This window comes from Cytobacillus sp. C11.1 (assembly GCF_058145115.1).
In genome coordinates this window covers 119,037-134,025 of record NZ_CM176935.1, presented here as the reverse complement: position 1 = coordinate 134,025, position 14,989 = coordinate 119,037, and the positions used below count along the sequence as shown (strand labels likewise).

The following is a 14,989-nucleotide window of genomic DNA, read 5'->3' as shown; positions in this document are numbered from 1 at the left end:
CGGAAAAGCAACAAAATTTGTAATGGAGGGGGCTATCTTTATTGAACAAGATAGGTAATCCTCAAAGAAAAGATATAAACGTTCCACTGGTTTGGAAAGATAAGTTAGGCGGCATAAGGTGTATTGCTTTCAATTTAAAGTCCATTCATTTTACAATGAAATTACCAGTATCTTTACAAATGGAAAGACAAGGTGAAATTATGGATTCAAAAAACAGAAGACTATTTGATTTTATTCAAGCCAACTCAAAAAACATTACTGACAAGTGGCTTTCTATGAGAGAAAAACAGGAAAATTCGATATACTCAGCCGATGCAGATCCGGCTTACGAGAGATTGCTGCGGGAACAAAACGCTTTTACTAACTATACCGTTTCTACTGCTCTGCTGGAGGACGAGAAGCAATTCGCCGAAAACAGGGAGAGGTGGGCGAGCACAGTAGCGGAAAGCAGAATCGAATCAGATACGCCTATTTATGAAGTCCTTGAAGCTTTAAGCAATGTAAGAGAAACCTTTTGGCATTTTGTTGAAAAGTTTATAAAGGAAAATCAGGATGATATTTCTACAGACGATGTATTGAAGTGGAGTTCCATCATTAATACAGCATTCGATCAGTTAATTAATAAGTTTACGGAGAAGTACTATAACCTTACAAATAGAAGGCTTATCGCCCAGCAAAATCTTATTAACGAACTGGGGTCCCCAGTTATTCCTATTAAAGATTCAACTGCGGTTTTGCCGCTGATCGGCGATATTGACACTGAGCGCGCCCAATTGCTTCTGGAGCAAATCCCGCAAAAATGTGCAAAGGAAAACATAGAGCACCTATTTATTGATTTATCGGGTGTTGCCATTATTGATACGATGGTAGCCCATCAAATATTTTCACTCACAACTGGATTAAAGCTGCTGGGTGTAAGGTCAACCATTTCCGGCATTCGCCCTGAAGTTGCCCAGACCTCTATCCAATTGGGTTTGGACTTTACAGGTATAGATACTTACAGTACATTAAAGCAGGCCTTGAGAAGGCAAGGGATTGAAAACAAAGAATAATATTAGAGAGAGAAGAGCTTGCTGGATTGCAGGCTCTTTTTTAGATGAAAAATTGTTATAAACGCTTTACTGTATTACCATTCTAATAATCTAATTTGTTAAAAACTGGTAAAAAATAATTGACAACACTCTTTAGGACACATAAAATTAATTATATTCAGAAAATATATAGATATTGGACTGATGACCATGAAACACCCAAAAAATTTCGCTGCGAATAATCTTTTTAAAAAGGCTGTATTTCAAACCTGTGTTTGAAATACAGCCTTTTCTTTATTTCGCTAATGTACCGGGGAGGATATGAAATGGAAAATTTAACAGGATCTTTGATGACTATAACACAGGGGAGGGAAAATAAAGTGGTTATTTTAAATGGGAACCAGCTCACTTTGGAGGATATCAATAGAGTCTTATATGAAGGAGAACAAGCGGCAGCATCCGAAGAAAGTATGGAGAGTGTCAAAAACAGCCATGCAGCAGTAAAAAAAATTGTCAGTGAAGAAAAGGTAATCTACGGCATTAATACAGGCTTTGGAAAGTTCAGCGATGTGCTCATTGACCAGGGGGACGTACAGGATCTTCAATTGAATCTGATCCGTTCGCATGCATGCGGTGTCGGAGAGCCATTTCCTGAGCCGGTATCAAGAGCAATGCTGCTATTAAGAGCCAATGCATTATTAAAAGGGTTTTCAGGGGTTCGCCCAACAGTTATTGAGACACTGCTTGAGCTGGTTAATAAAAATATCCATCCAGTTATTCCACAGCAGGGGTCGCTTGGTGCAAGCGGCGATTTGGCGCCTCTTTCCCATTTAGCTCTGGTCTTAGTTGGAGAGGGAGAGGTATTTTACAGGGGTGAAAGGAAGCCTGCAATGGAAGTTCTTGAGCAAGAAGGAATAGCACCGCTAAAATTGGAAGCCAAGGAAGGCCTTGCGCTTATCAATGGTACACAGGCCATGACGGCAATGGGTGTTGTAGCTTATCTTGAAGCAGAAAGGATGGCTTATCAAAGTGAATTGATTGCCGCTGTGACAATGGAGGGCTTAAATGGAATTATTGACGCCTTTGATGAAAATGTCCATCAGGCTAGAGGCTACCAGCAGCAAGTGGATACAGCGAGGAGGATTCGTGAATATCTTTCAGGCAGCAGTTTGATCACAAGGCAGGGAGAGATTAGAGTTCAGGATGCTTATTCAATCCGGTGCATACCTCAGGTGCACGGTGCATCCTGGCAGGCGCTTGATTATGTAAAAGAAAAGCTTGAGATCGAGATGAACGCAGCAACAGATAATCCGCTCATTTTTGATAATGGAGAAAGCGTCATTTCCGGGGGGAATTTTCACGGCCAGCCGATTGCGCTCGCAATGGATTTTATGAAAATAGCTGTCGCTGAACTCGCTAATATCTCTGAGCGCAGAATTGAAAGGCTTGTAAATCCGCAGCTAAGTGATCTGCCGCCATTTTTAAGCCCTGAACCAGGACTGCAATCAGGCGCAATGATTCTCCAGTATGTGGCGGCGTCTCTTGTATCGGAAAATAAGACACTTGCACATCCGGCAAGTGTAGATTCCATTCCTTCCTCCGGTAATCAAGAAGACCATGTCAGCATGGGAACAATCGGGTCAAGGCATGCGTATCAAATTATCCAAAATGTTAATAAAGTCCTTGCCATTGAATTAATTTGCGCCCTTCAGGCAGCAGAATACCGCGGACAAGAGAAAATGGCTGATAAAACAAAGAAATTCTATGAAGAAGCCAGAAAAATAGTCCCTTCCATTACAAAGGATCGCATTTTCTCAAAGGATATTGAGTCATGTGCTTCCTGGCTGAAAAAATTTGATATTGAAGCAATATAAAAAATCAGGGTCTGAAATTTTTCAGACCCTGATTCTTATTCCTTAGCCCGATCTTCTAGCTCTTTTGCTTCATCTTCTTCAAAGCGGTTTTTAAATGCTTCTTGTGTAACAATTAATTCCTCATCTTCCTGAGCTTCGGTTGTATGCTGCTCTACCATTGTATGTTCGGGGAAATTCCCAGGATGGTGCTTTCTTTTATGGTTAAAATGTACTCCACGTGACATGGTAATGCTCCTTTCATCTTTAAGGTTACGGGTCTTTCACTATTTTCCCCCCCGAGTTTAAGGACTATGTATGGCAGCTTATTTTCATTCTTTCGCGTTCATTTTCCTTTTTAAAAGCATAAGTATATATGGTGGATATTGAAGTATGAAGGGAGCAACGGAATGGTGAATGAATTTAACGCAGCCGTCGCTGCAAGCCCAGCGGTTTTTTGCGCAAGCCGTGGAGACCGCGCTCCGGTTTTCACTGCTGATGCCATTATTGATAATCAAATAAAAAAAATCAATTTAGAGAATTATAAGGGTAAGTGGGTACTGCTGTTTTTTTATCCAAGCGACTTTACATTTGTTTGACCGACAGAATTGGCGGCGGTCGCCGCTGTTAATCCTTACTTAAAAGCACTCAACTGTGAAGTCATGTCCATTAGTACGGACAGTGTGTATTCCCACAAAGTATTCAAGGAGACCTCTCCATCTTTAAAAAATGTGAATTTTCCAATGGTAAGTGACAGGACACATACGATCAGCAGATCATACCGGGTTCTGGATGAAAAGTCTGGGGCAGCTGTAAGAGCTTCCGTTTTTATTGATCCAAATGGGATCATCTCTGCAAAATTAATTTACCCAGGGGAAGTTGGCCGGAATCTTCATGAACATGTCAGAATGATGCAGGGCATTCAATACGCCCAGCAGACAGGGCAGGGAGTACCTGCCAACTGGCAGCCTGGCCAGCCTGGCATCAACCGGGATCCGAATTTAATAGGTAAGATCTAAGCAGGAGGAGGTGGAAGCTTTCTCTTGTTTTTTCGTAGGCTTCTAAAAAATATAATTCCTTTAATAAGCAGAGCTTAAAATATATAATAAGAAGTAACAAATTATGTAAAGGGGGAACTTATGAATGGACTTCTTTACCATTATGTCAGAGGATCGGATTAAAAAGGCATACAAAGATGGTGAGTTTGACAATTTGCCTGGTTATGGAAAGCCGCTTCCTTTTGATGAGCTCGCATCAGTGCCGGAGAATCTGCGAATGGCTTACCGCATTCTAAAAAATGCAGGCTATACCGAGGAAGAAAGCCAGATTAAACAGGAAATGCTCACAATTGAAGACTTAATCAAAAAGTGTGAGAATAGTGTAGAAAAGAAAGAATTACAGCAGAAGCTGAATGAAAAAATGCTTCGTTTTAATAGCATGATGTCGAAAAGAAGACAAAATACCAATTCGTCGATTTTTAAAAACTACGAAGAAAAAATAAACAGTAAATTGTTTTAATGCTGCCCGCCTAACAGTTCCCCTGATAGGCATGACGAAACAATTAAGGAGTAACCATGAATAAAGATGAATATATAAAGTTTCTTGAAAAAAGAGTAGAAGAATACGAAGCAGCCATCGCCGATATGACTGCACCAATCATTCCATCGATTGTTCCGCAAACTATTTTGGTTCCGATAACTGGCCTTCTCATGGCAGAAAGGTTTGAAAAGATTACAGTAAAAATACTAAACCATATTAAAGATCATGATATAGAGTTTGCCATCATCGATTTTACTGATATTACGGGCGAGCGAATTGAGAAGATGTGCCTTGTTGAATTGGGCCAGCAAGTCCGAAATCTGACAGAATCAATCCATCTAATGGGTGTTAAACCTTATTTTGTCGGTATGACGCCTCAGTTAATAAAGGAAATTGTCTTATCCGGCATTGAGCTTAATGCGGAAACACATGCCACATTCCAGGCTGCATTAAAGCACTTGATGAAGATCAATAATTTAGTTTTTCAAAAAATATAGTTCAGGATAACTTCTCTCCTAAAAAGGAAAGGAGTTTTTTTATTTTTATATTAATGACATGCACAATTTCTGTCAGTCTGGGGATTTGTCCATGCGGAAATCTCCACAAAAACATATTCTATAGTATCCAGGAGAAAGGAGGTATTTATATGTCAAGAAATTGGAGAAGAAGATTTGAGATCAATGCGGATGAAGTAGTAATCCGTGCGGATGAAGTTGTTGTAAGGGATGAAGATGATAGACGTGGTGAGGATGATCGGAAAGACGACCGTAGAGATGATCGGAGAGACGACCGTCGGGAAGATCGCCGGGAAGATCGTCGGGATGATCGCCGAGATGACCGTCGGGATGATCGGAGAGACGACCGTCGAGATGATCGCCGAGACGATCGAGATGACCGCCGAGACGATCGCAGAAGACATCATCGCCGTGATGACGATGTAGCAGGAGTGGAAGATAACCGCAGAAGACATTTCGGTTGCGGTAATAATGTTGGCGGAGCAGAAGATGACCGCAGAAGAAGACGTCATCACGATATAGCAGGCGCCGGTGACTTATGGTACAACAGAGATTTAGCCGGAACAGGAAGAGGCTGCAGAGGTGACAGAGTCCGCGGTGCAGAGGATGACGACAGAAGACGCAGAAGGCATTGCGGCTGCCGCTGGATCTAAAAAAATGCGTTTACAGGACAGGGACTATTTGATCCTGTCCTATTATATTTATAAGGGATTTTTCCTAAAGAACTGTAAAAAGTATCCGAAATTAATAGTAAGTGGAAATACCGTTTTCTTAGACTACATAGATAGGTGTGGCATGCATGGATAAAACAACGATAATAGGAATAATTTTGGGATTTATAGCGGTTGGAGTAGGGATGATTTATAAAGGGGTAAGTCCGGCAGTTCTCCTTAACCCTGCAGCTATCCTGATTATCATTTTGGGAACGGCAGCAGCTGTTGCCATTGCTTTTCCAACGAGTGAAATAAAAAGGGTACCAAAGTTATTTGCAGTCTTATTTAAAGAAGAAAAGCTCATGAATCCTACTGAAATGATCAAAATGTTTTCAGAGTGGGCTCAGCTTGCAAGAAAAGAAGGACTGCTTGCCCTTGAAGTTAAAACCAATGAAATTGAAGACACCTTCTTAAAAAATGGATTATCTCTAGCCGTTGACGGTCAAAGCGCTGACTACATCCGTGATGTGCTAAGCGAAGAAATTGATGCCATGGAAGAAAGGCACCAATCAGGGGCTTTGATTTTCAGTCAGGCAGGCACGTATGCTCCTTCTCTGGGAGTGTTGGGGGCTGTTATTGGATTGATTGCAGCATTGGGCAATATGAATGATACCACCAGCTTGGGCCATGCCATTAGTGCGGCATTCGTTGCAACTTTGCTGGGGATCTTCACTGGATATGTACTTTGGCATCCTTTTGCCAACAAGCTAAAGAGAAAATCTAAACAGGAAGCAAAGCTGAAAAGCATGATGATTGAAGGAATCCTGTCCATCCTGGAAGGCGAAGCACCGCGGATAATTGAACAAAAATTGGCTTCTTATCTTCCATCAGGAGAACGCAGAAAATTCCTTGAAGAAAGCAGCGTGGCCAAGGATGAGTAGGCGTAAAAAGAAGCAGCATCACGATGAGCATGTGGATGAATCCTGGCTTCTGCCATATGCTGACCTTTTAACCCTGCTGCTTGCTCTTTTTATTGTTCTGTTCGCCATGAGTTCAGTTGATGCACAAAAGTTTCAGAAGTTATCGAAAGCATTCAATGACGTTTTTACTGGCGGCACAGGTGTCTTGGAATTTCCAAGCCCGATGCCTGAAGGCCAAATGCAATCACCAGATGCTATATTAGAGAAACAGAGCAAGGATCTGGAGGGAATGGCTGCGCTTGATAAGCTGGAAAAAGAGCAGCTGAAGCAGGCTGCAGACCAGGAAGAATTGGCCGCCCTTCAGCAAAAAGTGAATGCATTTATAGAGAACAAGAATCTGGCAGAAAAGTTGGAGACTTCTTTAACCACAGAGGGGCTGCTTGTTTCAATCAGAGATAATGTCCTATTTAGCTCAGGAAGTGCTGAGGTTCGGACAGAGGATTTAATAATAGCTAATGAAATAGCAGAGCTCCTCGTCATGGATCCGCCTCGGAATATCATTATCAGCGGACATACAGACAATGTTCCAATCCGTAATTCCCGCTTTGAATCTAACTGGGAACTGAGTGTAATGCGGGCGGTCAACTTTATGAAAATTATCCTTCATCATGATAAATTGGACCCACGCTGGTTCAGCGCAAAGGGATTTGGCGAATTTCAGCCGGTTGCCGACAATAAAACAAAAGATAGCAGAGCCAAAAACAGACGGGTAGAAATTTTAATATTGCCGAGAACGGGAAATCAGTCCTAGCAGGGCTGGTTTCTTTTTTGGGTGAAGGGTGAATGCGGTACTGAAATTGCTATTAGTATTCAAAAGTTACTAATAAAATACCTGAATTTGCAAAGATCTCAATTCCAGCGGGCATGTAATGGTTTTCACTAAAATATCAGTATGGACGTCAAAAAAAACAAAAAGCGCTGATATTCAGCAGCTTTGCAAAAATAAAAATTCCTTATTCATTTGCCTCTTGTTCAGATCCGTCCGGTTTGCACATGCGGTCAACCATTACACCAAAAAGAAAGACGCATGCAATAGGAATAGAGAAATTCAAAATATGAACAATTGTCATTTATTAACCTCCTTTAAGAAAGCTGTTGTAAAGCTAATTTTGATTTTACACTGTTGTTTATTGGCGCGGAAGGAGCGAGATCTTCGAAAAGGCATTCGCATTCTCTTCGTAAGGTGTTATTCGAGGAGTAAGGCATAAAAATTCATACATATTAATTACATTATATGCTAGATTTCACAAAAAACACATAAAATATTCAGAAAATATACACAATTAAGGGTTGACAAACAATAAAAGAAAAAGAGCCGCAATGGGCTCTTTTCCGGAATAAGCAGCTATACAAGTTATAACGGCAGATTAGCTTCAGAGTGCACTGTATTTGGCTTTTTCTGTCTCCCGTGAAGCAAATAGTAGACGAACAGGCCAAACAGCGCAACTCCCGCAAGCATGAAATATAGGGATGAAAATCCAGTTTGAACCGCGAGTATTCCCAAAACATAGGAGCCTAATCCAATCCCAGTATCAAATAGTGTGAAGAAGGTAGAAGTAGCAAGGCCTCTTTTCGATGGATCGGCTTGTTTGATCGCTACTGTTTGAAGGCTTGGAACGATAGTGCCGTAGCCTAATCCGATAATTGCGCCGGACAGCAGGAACAAAAATGTGCCGTTTGCCTGGCTAAGCAAAAATAATCCGGCGGCAAACAGGATAATGCCTGGATAAATGACTTTATTTTCACCATAAGTATCAAACCAGCGGCCTGTGAAGGGGCGGGACATGATAATGAACGCAGCATACACCACAAAAAAGAAACTTGCAGCTTCAAGCAGGCCAAGCTCTTTGGCATAAACAGAAATAAAGGAAAGAATTCCTGCGTAAGCAAATGCCAGGATTCCTGCTGCAATTGCTACAGGAACTGCATTTTTCTCAAACAAGCTTGAAAGAGTAAATTTTGGATGCTTGACAGCGTTCCCGGCTCTTTGCGGAATGTTTACAAAAGCACCCAATAAAAGCGCTATGAATGATAAAACCGTACATAAAGCGAAAATCCATACAAAGTTGGCATATTGAACAATCGTCAAGCCTGCAAATGGCCCGATAACCATGGCCAGATTCATAAACATTGCATAATAGCCAAGCCCTTCGCCTCTCCGTTCATTGGGAACAATGTCAGCGACAATCGCTCCGGTTGCTGTCGTTGCCATACCAAAGCCGATTCCGTGCAGGAACCTCAGTGCAAGCAGAGTTGGCGTGGAGTCAGCCCAAAAGTAAAGCAGGGATGAGACTGCAAAGACTAGTAATGAAGCAAGCAAGATCTTCCTGCGGCCAAGCTCGTCAATCCACTTCCCAGTAAATGGTCGGCTGATCACAGCGGCAATCAGGAATACCGATATAATCAGACCAACCTGTGTCTCGTCTCCGCTTAAATCATCCAAAATATAAAGGGGAAGCGTTGTCAGCAAAATATAAAAACCCATAAATAAGAAAAAACTAGTAATAGAAATACTCAAAAAATCCTTTGTCCATAACGGCTGTTTCTTCATGTTGTCCTCCTAACAATTTGGTACCAGGTACCTATACCACTTTCTTCAACTGGTCTAGGTGCCTGGTACCATGTTTTCTTTCATTTTCGCCATGAGTCTGATCATGGTGTTGATTTCTTCTTCAGTGATATTGGTCAGAACAGTGCTTTCGCTTGTGCGGACGGCTTGGAGCCAATTGTCATATTCTTGAATGGCTGCTTCGGTCAGCGTAATCTTTTTCTCGCGTTTGTCTTTGCCGGCTGTTCTTGAAACCCATCCGGATTTTTCTAAACGGGCCAGTGTCCGAGTCATTGTTGGCGCTTCAACGCCAAGATAGGTAGAAAGTTCTTTTTGCGTGCTGGGACCGCCTATTTTAAGGCGATAGATGATCGTCCATTGTGCAGCATACAAACCCAGCGGAACTAAACATTCATTAAGTACTTTAGAAAAATGGCGAGTAAATTGATTTATGGAGTGGAAAAATTCGCTTTGATTAGAATACATTTAATCACCTTCTTAAAATAGTTACCTAGCTAACTATACATGGTAATCAAAAAAATGTCTACCGCCACAACCGGAATTCCCCCTTTAGTTACATTCTCGTAAACCTAAGCCAACTCAATGTTTAACTGGTAAATAAAAGGGAATAGAACAGTAGGGACAGCTGTGTATTTAAAACTAAGGGGGAAAATTTTTTTGGACAAGTTATTAGAGATCGTTGCAAGTGTTTCAGGATGGCTGTGGGGCTACCCAATCATCCTATTATTAGCGGGAACGGGTTTATATTTAACCTTTTTGCTAGGTTTCTTTCAGTTCCGTTACCCGGTATATATTTTTAAGCAAACCTTTGGAAGCATTTTTAAAAAGCCTAAAGGAAAGGGTACCGTTACACCTCTACAGGCATTGACCTCTGCACTTTCATCGACTATAGGAGCTGCGAATATCGTTGGTGTTCCGGCTGCGATAATGTTTGGCGGTCCCGGTGCTGTATTCTGGATGTGGGTCATTGCTTTGATTGGTATGGCGATTAAATTCTCAGAAAGTGTATTGGCTGTAAAGTACCGTGAGAAAAATGACGAAGGGGAATATGTCGGCGGGCCGATGTACTATATGACAAAAGGGCTCAATATGAAGTGGCTTGGAGTTATTTTTGCCTTTGCGCTCATGATAGAACTGATTCCGAGCATTATGGTTCAGGGGAATGCAGTAGCCGCGGCAGTTGGAGAAACTTTCAGCATCAACGGGTTATATACTGGAATTGCTGTTGCTGTTCTGGTTTCATTAGTCGTTTTTGGCGGTATTAAAAGAATCGGAAAAGTCACAGAGATTGTTGTTCCATTCATGGCTTTCATTTATGTAGGCAGTGCCCTAATTATATTATTTATGAATCTTGGCAAGCTTCCTGAAGTGTTGGAATTAATCTTCACTTATGCGTTCCAGCCAATGTCTGCAATCGGTGGATTTGCCGGGGCTGCTATTGGTGAAATCATTCGCTGGGGATTTGCTCGAGGATTATATTCCAATGAGGCAGGACTTGGAACCGCACCGATCGCCCACGCTGCAGCTACAACGGACCATCCGGTAAGGCAGGGCTTTTGGGCAATTGTTGGAATCGTCGTTGATACACTGATTGTGTGTACAGCAACTGCCTTTGTCGTGTTATCGTCAGGCGTTTGGACAAGGGAAGGAGCAATGGAAGATCCTTCAGCCTTGACAGCAGCAGCTTTCACACAATATTTCGGTGCATTTGGTGGAATACTGGTTGCGATTTCTTTAATATTCTTTGTTATCTCAACCATTATTGTAGTTGTCTTTTATGGCTCGAAAATGGCCGAGTTCCTTTTTGGCTCTTTTGCCGGAAAAGCCATCAAAGTGGTTTACATTGGTGCCATTGTTCTCGGTTCAGTTGGAGCGGCGAAAACCATCTGGCAATTCCTTGATCTGGCTCTTGCTATGATTCTGATACCGAACATCCTAGCTGTCCTGCTTCTAAGCAAAGAAGTCAAGCAGCTGAAAGACGAATTCTTCACATCTGAACAATATTATTTAAAAGATATTAAAAAAGATGATCATGCAGCGTAATAAATGGTCTTCCGCCTAATGGCGGGAGGCTTTTTTATTTGATTGGGCACGACGGCTGTTTCAAATTGCAGACCTGACAAAAAAAGCTGAAAACTAGCTAATCAAGAAAGGTGCAAGAAAATTTAGCGAACAATCCTATAATTTTGCAAACCTTGTGTACAGGCGAATAAAAATGTTGCGTCACTGGTTTATAGAATTATTTGAAAAATAACACTTGTTTTTCATATTAACAAAAGTTTATAATATAAACAAAAGTTTATTACGACAGGGCTGATTAATTATGAACGAAAAAGAGTCATTGATTTTGCAGCTTATTAAAGAGGATCCTTTTATCGCACAGAATGATCTAGCTGAAAAGACCAAGCTTTCCAGATCTGCTGTAGCCGGATATATTTCTTCACTTACAAAGCAGGGAAAGATTTTGGGCAGAGCCTATGTCCTTCCTGAGAAAAAAGAAGTGCTTTGTATTGGCGGTTCCAATATTGACAGAAAGATTCAGGTGACGGGGCAGCTTCAGTATGGAACTTCAAATCCCGCTGAAAGCTCGCAATCCTGTGGAGGAGTGTCCCGCAATATTGCTGAGAACCTTGGCAGGCTGGGCTGTGATGTTGGCCTGATGACAGTTGTTGGTGATGACCCTGATGGGGAATGGCTGCTCGAGTATACAAAGGCTTTTGTTGATATCACACCTTCTCTGTCCTTGTCAGGGCTTACCACTGGGACTTACACGGCAGTGTTAGACCAAGAAGGGGAAATGGCCGTGGCTCTTGCAGATATGTCTATTTATGAAAGCGTCAACACGGAGTTTGTAGAGAGAAAGTGGGGATACCTTGCATCTTCCGAAATGGTCATACTTGATACGAATTTCCCTCCACCCGTTCTAAAGCAGATTATTTCCAGATGTGATGAAGAGAGCATACCTCTTTGCATCACGCCTGTATCTGCTCCGAAAATAAAAAATCTGCCGAAGAACCTGAATGGTGTTACCTGGCTGATTGCTAACAAAAACGAGGCAGAGGCCTTGGCAGGGATGGAAATCAGCAGTGAGGGAGACTTTTTTAAAGCGGCAGAAAAAATGATGAAAAAAGGGGCGGAAAAAATTGTCATTACCCGGGGTGATAAAGGGCTGATTTATTTTACAAACAAAGGAGAGGCGGGCGTATTGCTACCTCCAAAGGTGAAAATTGCCGATGTGACAGGTGCTGGAGATTCACTTGTAGCAGGAATTATTTTTGCTCATATGAAGGGTTTGAATACCGAGGATGCCTGTAAAATTGGCATTGCCTGCTCAATGCTAGCGCTGCAATCACTTGAAACCGTTAATCCAAACCTTAATAATACACGCTTACAGGAAACCTTCAAACAATATTTTAACTAAGGAGATTGTGACATCATGTTAGAAAATTGGCTCGAGTACTCAGAAGAAGTTTTGAAAGCAAAGAAAGAAAATAAACCGGTTGTTGCATTGGAATCAACGATTATTTCACATGGTATGCCATACCCGCAGAACGTTCAGACAGCAAAAGAGGTCGAAGAAATTATTCGTAAAAATGGAGCGGTGCCTGCAACCATTGCGATTTTAAATGGGAAAATCAAAATCGGTTTATCTGATGAAGAGCTGGAGTTTCTGGCCCAAAGCAAGGATGTAGAAAAGGCAAGCAGACGTGACCTGCCATTTTTGGTGGCGAAAAAGAGAAATGGTGCAACAACTGTAGCAGCTACGATGATCTGCGCACAGCTGGCAGGGATTGAAGTCTTCGTGACAGGCGGAATTGGCGGGGTACACCGCGAGGCAGAAACCACCATGGACATTTCAGCAGATCTTAAGGAACTGGCTCAAACTAATGTTGCTGTTGTCTGTGCAGGGGCAAAATCCATCCTGGATATTGGATTAACCCTTGAATACTTGGAAACGCATGGCGTCCCGGTTGTTGGATTTGAAACAGATGTTTTGCCGGCATTCTATACACGCACGAGTCCTTTTAACGTAAATTACCGTGTAGACAGTGCGGAGGAAGCGGCAGAAATGATCCGTACCAAATGGAAACTTGGCCTAAAAGGCGGCGTTGTCCTTGCAAACCCGATTCCTGAGAAAGATGCGATGGAAGAGGCATTTATTACAAGTGTTATTGAAACAGCTTTAAAAGAAGCGAAGGAAAACAATATCGCTGGTAAAAAAGTAACACCGTTTCTATTAGGTAAGGTAAAAGAATTAACAGAAGGTACGAGTCTGACTGCCAATATTGCATTGGTAAAGAATAATGCGGAGGTTGGCTCTAAAATTGCCGTCAGCCTGAATAATAAATAAGAAAGAGAAGCCAGGCTTTATCTGCTAATGATAGGCTTGGCTTTTTCATTTAAGCAACATAAGCCGCCCGTTCTGTTTAAAAGATAGAGGAGGACGCTGCGGGTACGTCATAAATTAAAGCAATCATCCTTTCCCTTCATTCATTTTCTTGAACTTAATAAACTCTAAATAATAGGAAAAGTCTGCCTTCGTAATCCCCTGCCGTATAGCCTCCCTTACTAGGCTGACCCATTCCTCATCCAGGGATGTTAGATCGGCTATCATATCTTTATTTTCTTCCAATAAATCCTCAAGATTGGCATCAAGCGTTTTTGCTATTCTTGATAGTACCTGCAAAGAGGGATTCTTTTGGATGCCTCTTTCAATGTAGCTTAAATAAGACTTGGATACCTCGGCTTTTTCGGAGAGTTCATTAATAGAATACCCTCTTTTGATCCTCAAATTTTTAATGCGTCTACCTACCATAGGCATAATGCTCCTTATAAAAAAATATATATATATATTCATTATAACGAACATTTCGTTCAATAAAAAGTAAGGAATAGTGAGATAAACGAAGGTATTTAGAGTAATAGAACAAAAAGTGTTCTTTTTAGAGAAAAAACAGCCATTTTTAGAATTTTGCAAAATAGATAATATGAACTATACTCAGATTACCTGTTCGTTATAAAGGACTAGTATTTCATTTCTGTTTTAATTTTAGCTTAAATATTCTGAACGGAGGTTTTTAGGTGGTGCTCTATGTATCAAAAGAACTGTGATAAATGCGATAGCCCATCCTTCAGCAGCAGTGAAATTGGGCATTGGCACTGTCCTTGCTGCGGAAATGATTTAACTGAAAATGATTTTTTGGATGCCATGACGATGGAGCCGATCCATGTCATTTACAGAAAGAATAAGCCATTAAAAAATTCATTTAAGCAAATTAATGAAAATTTTAAAAAAAGGATTGGACTTTCTTACTATACAAAAAAAGAATTCGACTATATGTAACATCTTTTTATTAGAAGTGGCAAAGTCTTGAAAAACTCATTTAATATTTAGGCCAGTGCACCTAGTATTTAAAAAGAATATGTCGAATTATAAGTTAATTAAATATTTTAAAAAAGGCAGGATGCTGACATATTATGACAACATTATCAATATCATGATAGTAGAATACATTTATTAGGAAAAAGATAAGTAAAAAGGTACAGAAAAAGGCAAACTCATTGAAAGGTGAGGACGCAAAGTCACAGGTCTAAGGTATTAGGGGAAATACTAGGATGGCTGGATTGCCTGGAATACGATAGTATTTTGGGGGGAATAGTTGTGGCGGCAATAGGTTTAAAAATGGATGGAATTGATATGGAATGGATGCAGCTGATCTTGGAAGCAAAAAACTTAGGCCTTGAAAAAGAGGAAATCCGTGAATTTCTACATAAAAATGAAGTGAAGGAAGTTTTAACTAAGGCCCGGTAAAACCAAATTTTATAGGTGATGGTAAAGGGTTTTTTATAAA

Annotated in this window: 17 protein-coding genes and 1 riboswitch; of the genes, 13 read left to right on the top strand and 4 right to left on the bottom strand. The window is 41.1% G+C overall.

The annotated features are described in order from the left end of the window. The first annotated feature begins 41 nt into the window (after nucleotides 1-41). Nucleotides 42-1,052, top strand: coding sequence for an STAS domain-containing protein (locus tag AC3ZVC_RS00675; protein WP_490065820.1), 1,011 nt, complete (start codon nucleotides 42-44; stop codon nucleotides 1,050-1,052). 359 nt (nucleotides 1,053-1,411) lie between these two features. Beyond that, nucleotides 1,412-2,905, top strand: coding sequence for a histidine ammonia-lyase (gene hutH / locus AC3ZVC_RS00670; protein WP_490068771.1), 1,494 nt, complete (start codon nucleotides 1,412-1,414; stop codon nucleotides 2,903-2,905). A 35-nt stretch (nucleotides 2,906-2,940) separates the two neighbouring features. On the opposite strand, the gene AC3ZVC_RS00665 is transcribed toward hutH, so the two are convergent. Then, on the bottom strand, nucleotides 2,941-3,129 hold the full coding sequence (locus tag AC3ZVC_RS00665) for a hypothetical protein (protein ID WP_144542209.1): 189 nt from the start codon (nucleotides 3,127-3,129) through the stop codon (nucleotides 2,941-2,943). Between the two features lie 162 nt (nucleotides 3,130-3,291). On the opposite strand from AC3ZVC_RS00665, the gene AC3ZVC_RS00660 reads away from it, so the two are divergent. The 6 genes from AC3ZVC_RS00660 to motB all read left to right on the top strand — a co-directional run bounded on the left by AC3ZVC_RS00660 (nucleotide 3,292) and on the right by motB (nucleotide 7,319). Then, nucleotides 3,292-3,900 carry a peroxiredoxin gene (locus AC3ZVC_RS00660; RefSeq protein ID WP_490065819.1) on the top strand — a complete coding sequence of 203 codons (609 nt, stop codon included), beginning with the start codon at nucleotides 3,292-3,294 and terminating at the stop codon, nucleotides 3,898-3,900. 124 nt (nucleotides 3,901-4,024) lie between these two features. Beyond that, entirely contained in the window at nucleotides 4,025-4,399 is a 375-nt protein-coding gene (locus tag AC3ZVC_RS00655; RefSeq protein ID WP_490065818.1) for a DnaJ family domain-containing protein, read from the top strand. A gap of 56 nt (nucleotides 4,400-4,455) precedes the next feature. Continuing rightward, nucleotides 4,456-4,917: an STAS domain-containing protein gene (locus AC3ZVC_RS00650; RefSeq protein WP_490065817.1), complete on the top strand. Its 462-nt coding sequence runs from the start codon at nucleotides 4,456-4,458 to the stop codon at nucleotides 4,915-4,917. A gap of 149 nt (nucleotides 4,918-5,066) precedes the next feature. Then, on the top strand, nucleotides 5,067-5,588 hold the full coding sequence (locus AC3ZVC_RS00645; protein WP_490065816.1) for a hypothetical protein: 522 nt from the start codon (nucleotides 5,067-5,069) through the stop codon (nucleotides 5,586-5,588). Between the two features lie 146 nt (nucleotides 5,589-5,734). Continuing rightward, on the top strand, nucleotides 5,735-6,529 hold the full coding sequence (gene motA, locus AC3ZVC_RS00640; RefSeq protein ID WP_490065815.1) for a flagellar motor stator protein MotA: 795 nt from the start codon (nucleotides 5,735-5,737) through the stop codon (nucleotides 6,527-6,529). After that, nucleotides 6,522-7,319, top strand: coding sequence for a flagellar motor protein MotB (gene motB, locus AC3ZVC_RS00635; protein ID WP_490065814.1), 798 nt, complete (start codon nucleotides 6,522-6,524; stop codon nucleotides 7,317-7,319). Before motA ends, motB begins: the two co-directional genes overlap by 8 nt. Nucleotides 7,320-7,922: 603 nt before the next feature. Here motB and AC3ZVC_RS00630 read toward each other — a convergent pair. Both AC3ZVC_RS00630 and AC3ZVC_RS00625 read right to left on the bottom strand, forming a co-directional pair. Continuing rightward, nucleotides 7,923-9,119, bottom strand: a complete 1,197-nt coding sequence (locus AC3ZVC_RS00630; protein ID WP_490065813.1) for an MFS transporter — start codon at nucleotides 9,117-9,119, stop codon at nucleotides 7,923-7,925. 54 nt (nucleotides 9,120-9,173) lie between these two features. After that, entirely contained in the window at nucleotides 9,174-9,602 is a 429-nt protein-coding gene (locus tag AC3ZVC_RS00625) for a MarR family winged helix-turn-helix transcriptional regulator (RefSeq protein WP_490065812.1), read from the bottom strand. Nucleotides 9,603-9,794: 192 nt separating this feature from the next. Between AC3ZVC_RS00625 and AC3ZVC_RS00620 the strand changes: the two genes are divergently transcribed. The 3 genes from AC3ZVC_RS00620 (at nucleotide 9,795) to AC3ZVC_RS00610 (ending at nucleotide 13,488) form a co-directional block, all read left to right on the top strand. Beyond that, nucleotides 9,795-11,180, top strand: coding sequence for an alanine/glycine:cation symporter family protein (locus AC3ZVC_RS00620; protein ID WP_490065810.1), 1,386 nt, complete (start codon nucleotides 9,795-9,797; stop codon nucleotides 11,178-11,180). 280 nt (nucleotides 11,181-11,460) lie between these two features. Beyond that, nucleotides 11,461-12,558 carry a carbohydrate kinase gene (locus tag AC3ZVC_RS00615; protein WP_490065809.1) on the top strand — a complete coding sequence of 366 codons (1,098 nt, stop codon included), beginning with the start codon at nucleotides 11,461-11,463 and terminating at the stop codon, nucleotides 12,556-12,558. 15 nt (nucleotides 12,559-12,573) lie between these two features. Next, nucleotides 12,574-13,488 (top strand): pseudouridine-5'-phosphate glycosidase, encoded by a 915-nt coding sequence (locus tag AC3ZVC_RS00610; RefSeq protein ID WP_490065807.1) that lies wholly within the window; start codon nucleotides 12,574-12,576, stop codon nucleotides 13,486-13,488. A 123-nt stretch (nucleotides 13,489-13,611) separates the two neighbouring features. Here the strand turns inward: AC3ZVC_RS00610 and AC3ZVC_RS00605 are convergent, their stop codons facing one another. Further along, nucleotides 13,612-13,953, bottom strand: a complete 342-nt coding sequence (locus tag AC3ZVC_RS00605; protein ID WP_490065805.1) for a helix-turn-helix domain-containing protein — start codon at nucleotides 13,951-13,953, stop codon at nucleotides 13,612-13,614. A gap of 276 nt (nucleotides 13,954-14,229) precedes the next feature. On the opposite strand from AC3ZVC_RS00605, the gene AC3ZVC_RS00600 reads away from it, so the two are divergent. Then, nucleotides 14,230-14,481 (top strand): hypothetical protein, encoded by a 252-nt coding sequence (locus tag AC3ZVC_RS00600; RefSeq protein ID WP_490065804.1) that lies wholly within the window; start codon nucleotides 14,230-14,232, stop codon nucleotides 14,479-14,481. A gap of 198 nt (nucleotides 14,482-14,679) precedes the next feature. Next, a riboswitch (cyclic di-GMP riboswitch) is annotated at nucleotides 14,680-14,770 on the top strand. Between the two features lie 29 nt (nucleotides 14,771-14,799). Beyond that, the gene (locus AC3ZVC_RS00595) at nucleotides 14,800-14,949 is read left to right on the top strand and encodes an anti-repressor SinI family protein (protein ID WP_490065803.1); all 150 of its coding nucleotides are present in this window, start codon (nucleotides 14,800-14,802) and stop codon (nucleotides 14,947-14,949) included. Nucleotides 14,950-14,989: the final 40 nt, after the last annotated feature.